The 13,955-nt window shown below is 51.4% G+C and carries 14 protein-coding genes; 6 read left to right on the top strand and 8 right to left on the bottom strand.

The genetic code is table 11. The features are described from left to right. Positions 1 to 11: 11 nt before the first annotated feature. A complete protein-coding gene (gene metE, locus HEM79_RS16255; protein WP_016158869.1) occupies positions 12 to 2,273 on the bottom strand; it encodes a 5-methyltetrahydropteroyltriglutamate--homocysteine S-methyltransferase in 2,262 nt (753 codons plus the stop codon). A 117-nt stretch (positions 2,274 to 2,390) separates the two neighbouring features. On the opposite strand from metE, the gene metR reads away from it, so the two are divergent. Continuing rightward, positions 2,391 to 3,344, top strand: a complete 954-nt coding sequence (gene metR, locus HEM79_RS16250; protein ID WP_000573620.1) for an HTH-type transcriptional regulator MetR — start codon at positions 2,391 to 2,393, stop codon at positions 3,342 to 3,344. Here metR and bioP read toward each other — a convergent pair. The 3 genes from bioP to pldB all read right to left on the bottom strand — a co-directional run bounded on the left by bioP (position 3,232) and on the right by pldB (position 6,037). Further along, positions 3,232 to 4,131 carry a biotin transporter gene (bioP, locus tag HEM79_RS16245; protein WP_176242863.1) on the bottom strand — a complete coding sequence of 300 codons (900 nt, stop codon included), beginning with the start codon at positions 4,129 to 4,131 and terminating at the stop codon, positions 3,232 to 3,234. The two genes, metR and bioP, sit on opposite strands and share 113 nt — an antisense overlap. Before the next feature lie 75 nt (positions 4,132 to 4,206). Then, positions 4,207 to 5,007, bottom strand: coding sequence for a sugar/pyridoxal phosphate phosphatase YigL (gene yigL, locus HEM79_RS16240; protein WP_176242862.1), 801 nt, complete (start codon positions 5,005 to 5,007; stop codon positions 4,207 to 4,209). Positions 5,008 to 5,014: 7 nt separating this feature from the next. Continuing rightward, positions 5,015 to 6,037, bottom strand: a complete 1,023-nt coding sequence (gene pldB / locus HEM79_RS16235) for a lysophospholipase L2 (protein ID WP_176242861.1) — start codon at positions 6,035 to 6,037, stop codon at positions 5,015 to 5,017. A 110-nt stretch (positions 6,038 to 6,147) separates the two neighbouring features. On the opposite strand from pldB, the gene rhtB reads away from it, so the two are divergent. Beyond that, complete coding sequence (rhtB, locus tag HEM79_RS16230; protein WP_000142513.1) at positions 6,148 to 6,768, top strand: homoserine/homoserine lactone efflux protein; 621 nt, start codon at positions 6,148 to 6,150, stop codon at positions 6,766 to 6,768. Positions 6,769 to 6,829: 61 nt separating this feature from the next. Here the strand turns inward: rhtB and rhtC are convergent, their stop codons facing one another. The 3 genes from rhtC to pldA all read right to left on the bottom strand — a co-directional run bounded on the left by rhtC (position 6,830) and on the right by pldA (position 10,344). Further along, entirely contained in the window at positions 6,830 to 7,450 is a 621-nt protein-coding gene (gene rhtC, locus HEM79_RS16225; RefSeq protein WP_000928829.1) for a threonine export protein RhtC, read from the bottom strand. 63 nt (positions 7,451 to 7,513) lie between these two features. Continuing rightward, the gene (gene recQ, locus HEM79_RS16220; RefSeq protein WP_176242871.1) at positions 7,514 to 9,343 is read right to left on the bottom strand and encodes an ATP-dependent DNA helicase RecQ; all 1,830 of its coding nucleotides are present in this window, start codon (positions 9,341 to 9,343) and stop codon (positions 7,514 to 7,516) included. A 131-nt stretch (positions 9,344 to 9,474) separates the two neighbouring features. After that, positions 9,475 to 10,344: a phospholipase A gene (gene pldA, locus HEM79_RS16215; RefSeq protein ID WP_176242860.1), complete on the bottom strand. Its 870-nt coding sequence runs from the start codon at positions 10,342 to 10,344 to the stop codon at positions 9,475 to 9,477. 162 nt (positions 10,345 to 10,506) lie between these two features. Between pldA and yigI the strand changes: the two genes are divergently transcribed. The 4 genes from yigI to HEM79_RS16195 all read left to right on the top strand — a co-directional run bounded on the left by yigI (position 10,507) and on the right by HEM79_RS16195 (position 12,949). Then, the gene (yigI, locus tag HEM79_RS16210) at positions 10,507 to 10,974 is read left to right on the top strand and encodes an acyl-CoA thioesterase YigI (protein WP_001277144.1); all 468 of its coding nucleotides are present in this window, start codon (positions 10,507 to 10,509) and stop codon (positions 10,972 to 10,974) included. 216 nt (positions 10,975 to 11,190) lie between these two features. Then, positions 11,191 to 12,081: an EamA family transporter RarD gene (rarD, locus tag HEM79_RS16205; RefSeq protein ID WP_176242859.1), complete on the top strand. Its 891-nt coding sequence runs from the start codon at positions 11,191 to 11,193 to the stop codon at positions 12,079 to 12,081. 93 nt (positions 12,082 to 12,174) lie between these two features. Beyond that, the gene (locus HEM79_RS16200) at positions 12,175 to 12,552 is read left to right on the top strand and encodes a hypothetical protein (RefSeq protein ID WP_286178608.1); all 378 of its coding nucleotides are present in this window, start codon (positions 12,175 to 12,177) and stop codon (positions 12,550 to 12,552) included. Positions 12,553 to 12,568: 16 nt separating this feature from the next. Continuing rightward, complete coding sequence (locus HEM79_RS16195) at positions 12,569 to 12,949, top strand: DUF2628 domain-containing protein (protein ID WP_000033710.1); 381 nt, start codon at positions 12,569 to 12,571, stop codon at positions 12,947 to 12,949. 42 nt (positions 12,950 to 12,991) lie between these two features. Here HEM79_RS16195 and corA read toward each other — a convergent pair whose 3' ends face one another. Beyond that, positions 12,992 to 13,942 (bottom strand): magnesium/cobalt transporter CorA, encoded by a 951-nt coding sequence (gene corA / locus HEM79_RS16190; RefSeq protein ID WP_000947145.1) that lies wholly within the window; start codon positions 13,940 to 13,942, stop codon positions 12,992 to 12,994. Between the last annotated feature and the right edge of the window lie 13 nt (positions 13,943 to 13,955).

Below are 13,955 nucleotides of genomic sequence, written 5' to 3'. Positions count from 1 at the left end.
CCGGTTTATGTTTACCCCCGACGCAAATTCTGCGCCGCCTGTACCATGTTCGCCAGTGCCGCGCGGGTTTCTGGCCAGCCGCGCGTTTTCAGGCCGCAGTCCGGGTTGACCCACAGGCGCTCTGCCGGAATGCGTTTTGCCGCTTTCTTCAGCAGGGCTTCAATCCATTCCACGCTCGGTACGTTTGGCGAGTGAATGTCATAGACGCCTGGACCGATTTCATTCGGATAATCAAACTCTTCGAATGACTCCAGTAATTCCATGTCGGAACGCGAGGTTTCAATGGTGATGACATCTGCGTCCAGCGCCGCAATCGAATCCATGATGTCGTTGAACTCGCAATAACACATGTGAGTGTGGATCTGCGTTTCATCCTTCGCCACGGCGGCGTTGATACGGAAAGCCTCCACGCCCCATTGGAGATAGGCGTCCCAGTCACTACGACGCAGCGGTAAACCTTCGCGCAGTGCCGGTTCGTCAATCTGGATAATGCCAATTCCAGCCGCTTCCAGATCGGCTACTTCATCACGCAGCGCCAGCGCAATTTGTTTGGCGATGGTTTCACGGCTGACATCTTCACGCGGGAACGACCAGCAGAGAATCGTCACCGGGCCGGTCAGCATCCCTTTCACCGGTTTGTCGGTCAGCGATTGCGCATACTTCGCCCACTCAACGGTAATCGGTGCCGGGCGGCTAACGTCACCAATAACAATCGGCGGCTTCACGCAGCGGGAACCGTAGCTCTGTACCCAACCGTTTTGCGTAAAGACAAAACCGTCGAGGTGCTCGCCAAAGTATTCCACCATGTCGTTACGCTCGGCTTCACCGTGCACCAGCACATCCAGACCTAAACGTTCCTGCTCAACAATGGCCTGTTTGATGTGTTCCGCAATGCCCGTGCGGTAGTTATTGGCGTCGAGATTGCCCTTTTTGAAATCCAGACGCAGGGTACGAATTTCCGTGGTTTGCGGGAAAGAACCAATCGTGGTGGTCGGCCAGGCTGGCAGTTTAAAACGCGCACGCTGGGCTTCAGCACGCACTTCATAGACATTCGCCCGCTGGCTGTCCTGGGCGGTGATCGCCGCCAGACGCTTTTCTACCGCCGGATTATGTACACGAGTTGAGTGACGACGCGCCTGAATCGGGGCGCTCCACTCTGCCAGTGCTGCCGTGTCACCACTGTTCAGCGCATCGCGCAGCAGCGCCAGTTCATGGCATTTTTGCAGGGCGAAGGCAAACCAGCTTTTCACTTCTGCATCAAGACGCGTTTCCACGCTCAGGTCGATAGGGCTGTGCAGCAACGAGCAGGAAGATGCCACCCACAAATCACGTTTGCCGACAATGTCCTTAATTTGCGCATATTTCTCGGTGAGATCGGCGCGCCAGACGTTACGGCCATTGATAAGACCCGCAGACAGCAGCCAGTCAGAAGGCAGGCGCTTGTGCAGTTCTGCTACGTCATCTTTACCATGTACGAAGTCGACATGCAGACCCTGAACAGGCAGCGCCGTAATCGTGTCGAGGTTTGGCGTTACGCCTTCAAAATAGGTGGTCAGTAGCAGTTTCACCTGGCCCTGGAGCGCATCGTAAGCGGGTTTGTATGCGTCCAGCCACGCCTGCGGCAGTTCCAGCACCAGAGCCGGTTCGTCGATCTGTACCCACTCAATACCGCGTTTTGCCAGTTCTGCCAGAACCTGCTGATAAACCGGCAGAATGTCGTTCAGCAGGCTAAGGCGGTCAAACTGTTCACCTTTCACTTTCCCCAGCCACAGGTAGGTAACCGGCCCCAGCAGCACAGGTTTCACCTTGTGACCCAGCGCCAGCGCCTCGTCCACTTCATCCAGCAGCTGCGTCCAGGTCAGTTTGAACTGTTGGCCTTTAACGAATTCCGGCACCATGTAGTGATAGTTGGTGTTAAACCATTTGGTCATTTCCGCTGCCGCCGCAGGTTCGCCAGTCGGTGCACGTCCACGACCAATACGGAACAGGGTGTCGATATCCACCGAACCGTCTTTATTCTGATGACGCGCCGGAACGTTACCCAGCAGCAGGCTGGTGGTCAGAACATGATCGTACCAGGCAAAATCGCCCACCGGCAGCAGGTCAATCCCCGCCTGCTTTTGTTGATCCCAGTGACGAGCACGCAATTCACGCCCTACTGCCAGCAGTTCTTCACGCGTGGAGTTCCCCGCCCAATAACTTTCTTGCGCTTTTTTCAGCTCGCGACGCAGGCCAACGCGAGGGAAACCGAGGGTGTGATTAAGAATTGTCATTATATGCCCCTTATGGAATTTTTAGTATTTAGCCGTCCAGATGTTTACACATCCATAATTGGCGGTTACTGTATATTCCTCAAGCGCAAATTATTCATGCCGAAGTGAAGGACTTTCATGATCGAAGTAAAACACCTGAAAACGCTACAAGCGTTGCGGAATTGCGGCTCGCTCGCAGCCGCTGCGGCGACGTTGCATCAGACGCAATCCGCCCTGTCTCACCAGTTTAGCGATCTGGAACAACGCCTTGGCTTCCGGCTATTTGTGCGTAAAAGCCAGCCGCTACGTTTTACGCCGCAGGGTGAAATCCTGTTGCAACTGGCAAACCAGGTACTGCCGCAAATCAGTCAGGCACTGCAAGCCTGCAATGAACCGCAGCAGACGCGCCTGCGCATTGCCATTGAGTGCCATAGTTGTATTCAGTGGCTGACGCCTGCGTTAGAAAATTTCCATAAGAACTGGCCGCAGGTCGAGATGGACTTTAAATCGGGCGTGACGTTTGACCCGCAGCCCGCGTTGCAGCAGGGCGAGTTGGATCTGGTGATGACCTCCGATATTCTGCCGCGCAGTGGCCTGCATTATTCGCCGATGTTCGATTATGAAGTACGTCTGGTATTAGCACCTGACCACCCACTGGCGGCGAAAACGCGAATCACGCCGGAAGATCTCGCCAGCGAAACGCTGCTGATTTATCCGGTGCAGCGCAGCCGACTGGACGTCTGGCGGCATTTTCTGCAGCCCGCAGGCGTTAGCCCGTCGCTGAAAAGCGTCGATAACACCTTATTGTTGATTCAGATGGTTGCCGCGCGGATGGGTATTGCCGCTCTGCCGCATTGGGTCGTGGAGAGTTTTGAGCGCCAGGGTCTGGTTGTGACCAAAACCCTGGGCGAGGGATTATGGAGCCGACTGTACGCCGCCGTGCGCGATGGCGAGCAGCGTCAGCCAGTGACAGAAGCGTTTATTCGCTCGGCACGCAATCACGCCTGCGATCATCTGCCGTTTGTAAAGAGCGCGGAGCGACCCACTTCCGATGCACCCACAGTGAGGCCAGGATCACCAGCGCGCCTGTGATAAATGTTGGCCAGTGCGGCTGTTGGTGCCAGATAGCCAGGTTAACCAGCAGCCCTGCCGGAACGTGCATATTGTTCATAATGCCCAGCGTTCCGGCATCCACCTGAGTCGAACCGTAGTTCCACATAAAGTAGCCAATCCCGGAAGCTACTACGCCAAGAAATACCAGAATGCCCCATTGCAACGTGGTTTGCGGCATTTTCTGCGCATTTCCCAGCAAGAACCATGCAACCACCGCCACCAGGAACGCGCCAAGATAGAACCACGCAAAGGCGTTATGCTGCGGCATCGGGCGAGTTTCCATCAGGCGTTTGTAACCCACCATGCCAATCGCGAAAGTGATATTGGAGAGTTGCACCAGCAGCAGGCCAGTCCAGAAATGGTCAGTGACCTGATCGTAACGAATAATTCCGGCACCAATCACCGCCAGTAACGCGCTGAACGCATAACCCCAGCGCAGACGACGTCTGCTCATAATGTCATAAATCAGCGTGATGTAGAGCGGCGTCAGCACGGTAAACAGCAGCAGTTCAGAGACCGTCAGGTAGAGATAGGCACGAAAACTGAGCATATACATAATGCCAAGCTGCATCGCGCCCACCAGCATATACAGGCCAATGGTTTTCAGGCTATTGCCACGGGTACGCAGGAACGGCAGGAAAACGAGCGCCGCCAGCCCAACGCGTACCAGCACCGAAAAATAGCTGTCGACGTGCCCCGCAAGGTACTCGCCATAAAAGCTAAAGGAGAAGGCCCACAGAATCGTGGTGATGATAAGTAGCGCCACAATGGAAAACTCTTTGATTAACGAGTATCCATTGTAGCGAAGTATCAGGTTGACAACTGACCAAATAAAGAACGATTACGATAAATAGAGCTTACGCAGATAATGCGGCACCGCGTCGTCGGCGTTAGTACCAATCACTTCCAGTTCCGGATGCAGATCTTTCAGGCGCTGGTGCGCGCTGCCCATAATGCAGCCTTTCCCCGCCATCGACAGCATTTCGGCGTCGTTCATCCCATCACCAAACGCAATGCAATCCTTCAGACTGTAGCCCAGTTTCTTCGCCACCGCTTCCAGCGCATGGCCTTTTGAAACGCCACCCGCCATCACTTCAAGACAAGTTAAGGTAGAGAAACTGACGTTGACGCGATCGCCCCAGCGAGCGTTGATAGCTTGCTCCAGCGGTAACAATTTTTCATGGGAATCGCAGGTGAAGAACACTTTGCTGACGCCTTCCGGCTCCAGTAATCCTGGCTCATACAGCGCATATTTGAACACCGCTTCTTTAAAAAAGCGCATCTCTTCCGGACGGTGGCGATTCATAAACCATTCGTCGTCGCGATAAACGTTAGTAATGATGTCCGGGTTGTCGTTGACCACGCCAAACAGGTCGCTGGCGATGTCATGATCCAGGTTATGCGCGAAAATCAGATTACCATCCAGATCGTGCACGCGCGCGCCATTGGAGGTAATCATGTAAGACTTAATCTCCAGATTATCGCGAATTTGCCCCACGTCGACGTGGTGGCGACCTGTCGCAAACACAAAGTTGATGCCACGCGCGGTGAGCAGTTTTAGGGTTTCTTTGGCGTAAGGGGATAACGTATGGTCGGGAGAAAGTAACGTACCATCTAAATCAGACGCAACAACCTGATACATAAGAAATTTAAACCTCTATAGAGCGATTTCCGCTGGGTGAGTTATGCCGGTTGAAAAATTCAACGATGGCGTGGAGCGCGACTGAGCGCATTGCGTCCTTTTCAAAAAGGATCTCATGGTACGCACCTTTAATTACCAGCGGCCGCCCCCCTTCTACAGGATGGCCCGCTGCGGCGCGGAGTTCACAAAAACGGTCGTGCATACGGTTATCTACCACGCGTTCCTCTTCAGCCTGCAAGAGAAGCGTTGGCGTGGCGTCATCACCCGCACCGGCTAACACCTGCTCGCCAGCCAGAATACTTTCGCGTACCCAATGGTAGGTCGGCCCACCGACGCGAATCGTTGGGTCATCCGCATAGAAACGCAAATTACGTCGATATCGCTGCCTGCTGTGGGTCAGAACATTGATGGTAAACGGCAGCGCGCGCCAGCGCCCGGTGCCAATCGCATAGCCATCACGAAAACGTGGGTGCGCTTCTGCCCAGTTAAGGATCTGCCGCGCCATAAATGATGGCATACGAATCACAATCCCAAACATTGGCGCAGTTAGCGCAATGGCATCGCATACGCCGGGGTGACGTTGCAGAAACAGCATGGAGATTGCACCGCCCATCGAGTGCGCCAGTATATAGCGTTTACGCCACGGACCTGGCTGGACCTCTTGTTGCCAGAACGCCGCCAGATCATCAACATAATCATTAAAGCGATTAACATGCCCGAGATGCGGATCGGCTAACAGTCGACCGGAACGCCCCTGACCGCGATGGTCGATGATTAACACATCAAACCCCAGATGGAATAGGTCGTAGGCCAGCTCCGCATACTTTACATAGCTCTCAATACGCCCCGGACAAATGACGACCACCCGATCATGTTGCGGAGCGCGAAAGCGGACAAAACGCACCGGAATGTCATCCACGCCGATAAACTCTGCTTCGTCCCGCTGACGCCAGAAGTCGGTCAGTGGCCCCATCGTAAAAGCAGCAAACGCTTTTTCTCTTGTTTCCCAGTCTTTTTGCTGCTGAAACATCGGGTAATCTGCCTCTTAAACCACGTAAAATCGTTTTTTTAAGCGTGCCTGACACAACGCTGCGACAGTAGCGTATTGTGGCACAAAAATAGACTATCCGGGAGATTCCCATGACCTTTGAATGGTGGTTCGCCTACTTACTGACATCGATCATTCTAAGCCTCTCGCCAGGCTCTGGCGCAATCAACACCATGACCACTTCGCTCAACCACGGTTATCGCGGTGCGGTGGCATCTATTGCTGGGCTTCAGACCGGACTGGCGATTCATATTGTGCTGGTTGGCGTGGGTTTGGGGACGCTATTTTCCCGCTCGGTTATTGCTTTTGAAGTGTTGAAGTGGGCAGGCGCGGCTTACCTGATTTGGCTGGGAATCCAGCAGTGGCGTGCCGCTGGTGCAATTGATCTTAAATCGCTGGCTCCTACCCAATCGCGCCGCCACCTGTTCCAGCGGTCAGTGTTTGTGAACCTTACTAATCCCAAAAGTATTGTGTTTCTGGCTGCGCTATTTCCGCAATTTATCATGCCGCAGCAACCGCAACTGATGCAGTATATCGTGCTCGGCGTCACCACTATTGTGGTCGATATTATTGTGATGATCGGTTACGCCACCCTCGCCCAACGGATCGCACTCTGGATTAAAGGGCCGAAGCAGATGAAGGCGCTGAATAAGATTTTCGGCTCGTTGTTTATGCTGGTGGGGGCGCTGTTGGCATCGGCAAGACATGCGTGAAAAATAATGTCGGATGCGGCGTAAACGCCTTATCCGACCTACTATGATGATGCGTCTGGCATCAACGCGAAATAATCAAATGAATGCCAAATCCGGCAAATAACGCGCCGGCAAAACCGTCGATCCACTTCGCCAGACGTTGATAACCCCGGCGCATTTGCGGTAGAGCAAACAGGCTGGCAACAACGGTAAACCACGCCAGCGTTTCGACAATAATCAGCGCGAAAATGCCCCAGCGTTCGGTGGTGCCGACATTATCGCCGACAAACAGCGAGAACACCGAGCCAAAGTAGATAATCGCTTTCGGATTGGCGAGATTGGTCAGCAAGCCTTTCAGGAAACTGCGCCCGCTTTTCGCCAGTTCCACCTGTGGCGCAGGCGCAGAAACAGCCTCTTTTTTCAGCGCACCGCGCAGCATCTGGTAACCCATCCAGCAAAGATACAGGCCACCGCCAACCATAATCAGCGTATGTAGCCAGGCCATTTTTTCGATAATCAAATGTAGGCCAAGCAGCGCAATTCCTGCCCAGACCATGACGCCGCAGGTTATGCCCAGCACGCCCATCATCGCTTCTTTACGAGAACGACTAACGGCGGTCTGAGAGACAAAAAAGAAATCGGGACCAGGGCTCATAAGCGCCACAATATGCACCATGGCGACGGTAAGAAATAACATCAACATACATTTGACTCGCGGGGAAAACGTTTACGGAATGTTCATCCTGGCACTTTTTTATGCCGCTGACTACTCTTCGTCGTCGCCGTCGACATGAGCGCGGATCAGCGTCATAAACGGTTTACCAAAGCGTTCCAGCTTGCGCATCCCGACGCCGTTAACGCTGAGCATTTCGCTGGCGGTGATCGGCATCTGTTCAGCCATCTCAATCAAGGTAGCGTCGTTAAACACCACATACGGCGGGACATTGCTTTCATCGGCAATCGATTTACGCAATTTGCGTAATTTGGCGAACAGTTTACGATCGTAATTGCCGCCGAAGGATTTCTGCATCGCTTTCGGTTTGAGTGCCACAATACGCGGCACGGCGAGTTGCAAAGAGGATTCGCCACGCAGCACCGGACGCGCGGCCTCTGTCAGTTGTAGCGCAGAATGCTGGGCGATATTTTGCGTCACCAGACCGAGGTGAATCAGTTGGCGGATCACGCTCACCCAGTGTTCATGACTTTTATCACGCCCCATGCCGTAGACTTTCAGTTTGTCATGACCATAGTCGCGGATACGCTGATTATTAGCACCACGGATCACTTCCACCACATAGCCCATACCAAACCGCTGATTCACACGACCAATGGTAGAAAGCGCAATCTGCGCATCGTTTGAACCATCGTATTGTTTCGGCGGATCAAGGCAGATATCGCAGTTCCCACACGGTTCCTGACGCCCTTCGCCAAAGTAGTTGAGCAGCACCAGACGACGACAAGTTTGCGCTTCGGCAAACGCGCCCATCGCATTGAGTTTATGGCGCTCGATATCCTGTAGCTGCCCCTGCGGCTTTTCTTCCAGACAGCGGCGTAACCACGCCATATCTGCCGGATCGTAAAACAGCATTGCTTCCGCTGGCAGACCGTCACGCCCGGCGCGACCGGTTTCCTGATAATAGGATTCAATATTGCGCGGAATATCAAAATGCACCACGAAGCGGACGTTAGGTTTGTTGATGCCCATACCGAACGCCACGGTCGCCACCACAATTTGCAGGTCATCGCGCTGAAATTTTTCCTGCACGTCGGCGCGGACATCGTTTTCCAGTCCTGCGTGATACGCCGCTGCGCTAATCCCCTTGCTTTGCAGGCGCGCGGCGGTGTCTTCTACTTTCGCACGACTATTACAGTAAATAATCCCCGACTTACCGCGTTGTTCCTGCACGTAACGCATTAGTTGATCGAGCGGTTTGAACTTCTCCATCAACATATAGCGAATATTCGGGCGGTCAAAACTACTGATTTGAATCAGCGGATCGTTAAGCCCCAGCAGGCGCACGATATCCTGGCGGGTGGTGTCATCGGCTGTAGCGGTTAGCGCCATAAACGGCAGCGTCGGGAAACGCTGGCGTAACTGACCGAGCGCAGCATATTCCGGGCGGAAATCGTGGCCCCATTGGGAAATACAATGCGCTTCATCAACGGCTAATAAGACAGGATTCCAGTGCCCCAGATGCTCAAGGAAGTTATCCAGCATCAGGCGTTCCGGCGCGATATACAGCAGGCGAATTTGCCCGGTGCGACAGCCTGTCATCACTTCAAGCTGCTGCTCTCGGTTTTGCGTCGAGTTAAGGCACGCCGCCGCTACACCGTTGGCTTGCAGTTGATCCACCTGGTCTTTCATCAAGGAAATCAGTGGTGAAACAACGACAGTAAGACCGTTCAATAACAACGCAGGGATTTGATAGCACAGGGATTTTCCGCCGCCAGTTGGCATGACGACGAGGCAATCGCGACCGGAAAGTACGGTGTCGATAATTTCTTCCTGGCCGGGGCGAAACTGTTGGTAGCCAAAGGTTTCTTGTAAAACCTGTTTAGCTCCGGACTCCAGATTCAACACTTCCGCCTGCGCCACATTCACCCCGATTGCCTGAAATAAAAACAGGCGCTATTTTCAGCGCCTGCGCGAGAAACTGCAATGCTTTTAGTCTCTGGCAGGGTAATCCTGGATGCTGGATTCCAGATTTGCCTTTCAATCAACTCGCATTAGAACAGGTCGTTTAGCATAACCCCCACACCGACGCGGGTCTGGTTAAAGTTATAGTCGATGAGCGATTCGCCGTAACCGCTGTAAACCTGAGTATAAAGACGCACATGTCTGGTGATCGGGTAACTTAAGCCTAACTCCGCGCCGCCGTAACCGGTGTTCCAGTTGTACTGCCCTTTCGCGCTCAATACGGCATCACCCAAGTGATAGCCGATTTTAAGCTGGTAGTACCCCATATATTTGGTGATATCCGGGTTATCGTCAGTATTACCCACCACATACCACGGTTTGACCTCCACCAGCCAGTTACCATTTTCCGCCATCAGGCGAGTATAGATACGGTTCCAGCTACGGGACGTCGGGTCAGATCGCCCGTTTGAATCGTGGTTGTAGCCCATTTCCACATCGCGCAGTGCCCAGCCAGCAAAGCGGTAATCGGTAGCAAAACCGAGGAATAATTGCGGTTCGTAATTAGTTTCACGAAACGGCGATGACTCTTCGCTATTAGAAAGCTGCCACCAGGATTTCTGCGTGTAAGACGCACCCAGTACAGAGTTTGCTCCCAAAATCCCACGCCAAAGCGGAAACGCCAGACTTAACTGGAACTTTACTTCATCCTTACGCGCGTTTTCTGCCCAATCGTAACTCGCAATCGCTTCTTTATTCAGATCGCTGGTCTGGGTATAGATGATGTAGTTGGTGTCATAAGGATAAAGAGTGAAAGGATTATCATGTTCCTGCAACATATTGGCGATAATACTACCGCGCACAACAGGCGCATCATGCACCTCTTTCACCGTTGCCTCTTGTGCATGTACCGCCAGCGGCAGCATATATACAGGCAACAACCAGCCCAGAAGAGTCCGCATCGGTCATGTTCTCCGTGACGAATTATTGATTAGATGAATATTTCTGCAGGCTATTCTACATACTTAACTCAATTGCCGTTAGTTATCCCTTCCTAAAGTAGAAACCAACAACAAAGAAGCATAAAATCAACATTTCATTAACTATTGAAGCGTAAGGATGATATGTCTGCCGTACTGACCGCTGAACAAGCCCTGAAATTAGTGGGTGAAATGTTTGTCTATCACATGCCGTTTAACCGGGCATTGGGGATGGAACTGGAGCGTTACGAAAAAGAATTTGCGCAGCTGGCCTTTAATAATCAGCCAATGATGGTCGGTAACTGGGCGCAAAGTATTTTGCACGGCGGGGTGATTGCGTCGGCGCTGGATGTCGCCGCTGGCCTGGTATGTGTAGGCAGCACTTTAACGCGTCACGAAACCATTAATGAAGATGAACTGCGCCAGCGGCTATCGCGGATGGGAACCATAGATCTTCGCGTCGATTATCTGCGTCCAGGCAGGGGTGAGCGTTTTACAGCCACCAGTAGCCTGTTACGTGCGGGTAATAAAGTCGCCGTCGCCCGTGTCGAACTGCACAATGAAGAACAGCTTTATATTGCCAGTGCTACCGCCACCTATATGGTAGGTTGAAAATCTAAAAGCAGGTAAACTGCTTAAACTGATGACAAACGCAAATTGCCTGATGCGCTACGCTTATCTGGTCTACCAGAGAAATGCAATGTATTGAATTTGCATTCTTTTGTAAGCTGGATAAGGCATTAACGTCGCATCCTGCATGAACAAAGCGCACTTTGTCAGCAATCTGAGCAGGTAAACTGCAATTAACAACAAAAAATGAGTTTTCCAATGGATACAAAACAAACGCGGCAGGGCGTATTACTCGCTCTTGCCGCTTATTTTATTTGGGGTATTGCACCTGCGTACTTCAAACTGATTTATTACGTACCTGCTGATGAGATCCTGACGCATCGTGTAATCTGGTCGTTTTTCTTTATGGTGGTGTTGATGAGCATCAGCCGCCAGTGGTCCTATTTAAAAACCCTGATTCAGACGCCGAAGAAAATATTTATGCTGGCAGTCTCTGCTGTGCTAATTGGCGGCAACTGGTTACTGTTTATCTGGGCAGTGAACAATCACCATATGCTGGAGGCCAGTCTTGGATATTTTATTAATCCACTGGTGAATATATTGCTGGGGATGATTTTCCTCGGCGAGCGATTCCGCCGGATGCAATGGCTGGCAGTGATTCTGGCGATTTGTGGTGTGCTGGTCCAGCTCTGGACCTTTGGTTCGCTGCCAATCATCGCACTGGGTCTGGCATTTAGTTTTGCCTTCTACGGCCTGGTTCGCAAAAAGATTGCGGTTGAAGCACAAACCGGCATGTTAATCGAAACCATGTGGCTGCTACCCGTGGCGGCGATTTACCTGTTTGCTATTGCTGACAGTTCTACCAGCCATATGGGGCAAAACCCAATGACGCTGAATTTACTGCTAATAGCCGCCGGTATTGTTACTACCGTACCGCTGTTGTGTTTTACCGCCGCCGCCACGCGCCTGCGTCTCTCAACGTTAGGCTTTTTCCAGTATATTGGCCCGACGCTGATGTTCCTGCTGGCAGTGACGTTTTATGGTGAAACACCGGGGGCGGATAAAATGGTGACCTTCGCCTTTATCTGGCTGGCGCTGGCAATTTTTGTGATGGATGCAATTTATACGCAGCGTCGAACGTCCAAATAAAAATAAATATATTCTGAAAAAATGTGCCTGCTCTTGCATGAGGGTGGGCATATTGCCATGCTGGCGGGAGAATCACACAAGGATGTAAAATCAATGTTACGTATATTTATACCTACATCTAAAGGCAGAATTTCCAGACGCCGTTATTTGTTTTCATTTATTTTAACAAATTTAGTTTGTGTCTTACTTATTGCTTTTTCTGGCGAGGTCGGATCAGGATTTTTTGTTATAATATCTACCATTCTTCTCCATTATCTCGTCATCAATATGAATTGCCAACGACTCCGTGATAGTGGTTTCATATATATAAAAACGTATATTTTTTGCACACTAGCTGTCTATACCATCTCTATCATCATCATGATTGCCGAACATTTTGATTGTTCAGGCAATGGTTCGATGATTTTCTTAATTTGCTATTTTACCACTTTCAGTATGCTAATACTTGCACCTACTGATTCATCAAAATAATAGTTACGGAGTATTTATGAGTAAGGGATATATGAACGATGGTTCATTAAGTGAAAAATGGAAATACCGATTTAATTTTTATGACCAATATGGTTTTCCTGGATTCTGGGGGGCAACACCAGAATATAAAACAGCATTTAAAGCATTAAAAATAAGGCAACGATTAACTATTCAAATGAATTTCATTGCTTTTTTCTTCTCCTGGATATATTTATTTGTCCTGGGGTTATGGAAAAAAGCAATTATAGTTCTATTACTTGGCATTCTCTCACTATTGATTGGTGCATTAATTGGCGTTAATGTACTGGGATTCGCTGTAGCAGGCTATGTTGCTGTTAGCACAAATAAATGGTTCTATGAAAAAGAAGTAAAGGGTATTGATACCTGGAGCCTCTAAATAACAGGTGGCTTAGCCAGGCTAAGCCACCGCTCTCGTTTTTTACAACCAGTTCTTCCGCTTAAAGTACAGATACGGTGCCAGACCCGCGAGAATCATAAAGATAATCGCGCCTGGGTAGCCGAAACTCCACTTCAGTTCTGGCATAAACTCAAAGTTCATCCCGTAGCTGGAAGCGACCAGTGTTGGCGGCAGGAACACGACGGATACCACTGAGAAGATTTTGATGATGCGGTTCTGCTCGATGTTGATAAAGCCCATCGCCGCCTGCATCAGGAAGTTTACCTTCTGGAACAGGGATTCGTTATGCGGCAGCAGGGATTCGATATCTCGCAGGATTTCACGCGCCTGCTCCAGTTGCCCGCCAGGTAAACGCGCCTTGCGCACCAGGAAGTTGAGCGCGCGCTGGGTATCCATCAGACACAGACGAACTTTCCAGCCGATATCTTCCAGTTCCGCCAGCGTGGAGAGCGCCTCATCGTACTCATCGCCCTGATGCCCCTCCATAATTACCCGGCTCAACTGCTCCAGATCGCTGTAGATGTTTTCAATTTCATCCGCCAGCTGTTCGATTTTGGTTTCGAACAGATCCAGCAGCAGCTCGTAGGCGTTACCGTCAACCATTGACTGGCTACGGGCGCGCATACGATACAGACGGAATGCAGGCAGTTCGCGCTCACGCAGGGTAAACAGGCGACCATCGCGGATAGTAAATGCCACAGTGGAGTTACCGGCGTGATCTTCCGCATCTTCAAAGAAGAAGAAGGAGTGAATATGCAGGCCGTCGTCGTCTTCAAAGAAACGCGCCGATGCTTCGATGTCTTCCAGTTCCGGGCGGGTTGCCAGGCTCTGGCCAAGTTCAGATTGTACGCGCAGTCGCTCGTCGTCATCCGGTTCGACAAGATCAATCCATACTGCATCTACAAGGGGTTGTGACTCTTCGACTTCCAGCCGGGTCAGTCGGTTATTTTCCAGTTGAAATGCGCTCAGCATGACCGGGACTCCC

It is taken from the genome of Escherichia sp. 93.0816, assembly GCF_013368855.2.
Classification (GTDB): domain Bacteria; phylum Pseudomonadota; class Gammaproteobacteria; order Enterobacterales; family Enterobacteriaceae; genus Escherichia; species Escherichia ruysiae.
Note: the sequence above shows the minus strand (reverse complement) of the source record. Positions and strands in the feature narration are given on the sequence as shown.

What these genes read in the sequence shown, in the direction of transcription:
- metE (WP_016158869.1), bottom strand. Translation starts at nt 2,273, where the DNA reads ATGACAATTCTTAATCACACCCTCGGTTTCCCTCGCGTTGGCCTGCGT.
- metR (WP_000573620.1), top strand. Translation starts at nt 2,391, where the DNA reads ATGATCGAAGTAAAACACCTGAAAACGCTACAAGCGTTGCGGAATTGC.
- yigL (WP_176242862.1), bottom strand. Translation starts at nt 5,007, where the DNA reads ATGTATCAGGTTGTTGCGTCTGATTTAGATGGTACGTTACTTTCTCCC.
- pldB (WP_176242861.1), bottom strand. Translation starts at nt 6,037, where the DNA reads ATGTTTCAGCAGCAAAAAGACTGGGAAACAAGAGAAAAAGCGTTTGCT.
- rhtB (WP_000142513.1), top strand. Translation starts at nt 6,148, where the DNA reads ATGACCTTTGAATGGTGGTTCGCCTACTTACTGACATCGATCATTCTA.
- rhtC (WP_000928829.1), bottom strand. Translation starts at nt 7,450, where the DNA reads ATGTTGATGTTATTTCTTACCGTCGCCATGGTGCATATTGTGGCGCTT.
- pldA (WP_176242860.1), bottom strand. Translation starts at nt 10,344, where the DNA reads ATGCGGACTCTTCTGGGCTGGTTGTTGCCTGTATATATGCTGCCGCTG.
- yigI (WP_001277144.1), top strand. Translation starts at nt 10,507, where the DNA reads ATGTCTGCCGTACTGACCGCTGAACAAGCCCTGAAATTAGTGGGTGAA.
- rarD (WP_176242859.1), top strand. Translation starts at nt 11,191, where the DNA reads ATGGATACAAAACAAACGCGGCAGGGCGTATTACTCGCTCTTGCCGCT.
- HEM79_RS16200 (WP_286178608.1), top strand. Translation starts at nt 12,175, where the DNA reads ATGTTACGTATATTTATACCTACATCTAAAGGCAGAATTTCCAGACGC.
- HEM79_RS16195 (WP_000033710.1), top strand. Translation starts at nt 12,569, where the DNA reads ATGAGTAAGGGATATATGAACGATGGTTCATTAAGTGAAAAATGGAAA.
- corA (WP_000947145.1), bottom strand. Translation starts at nt 13,942, where the DNA reads ATGCTGAGCGCATTTCAACTGGAAAATAACCGACTGACCCGGCTGGAA.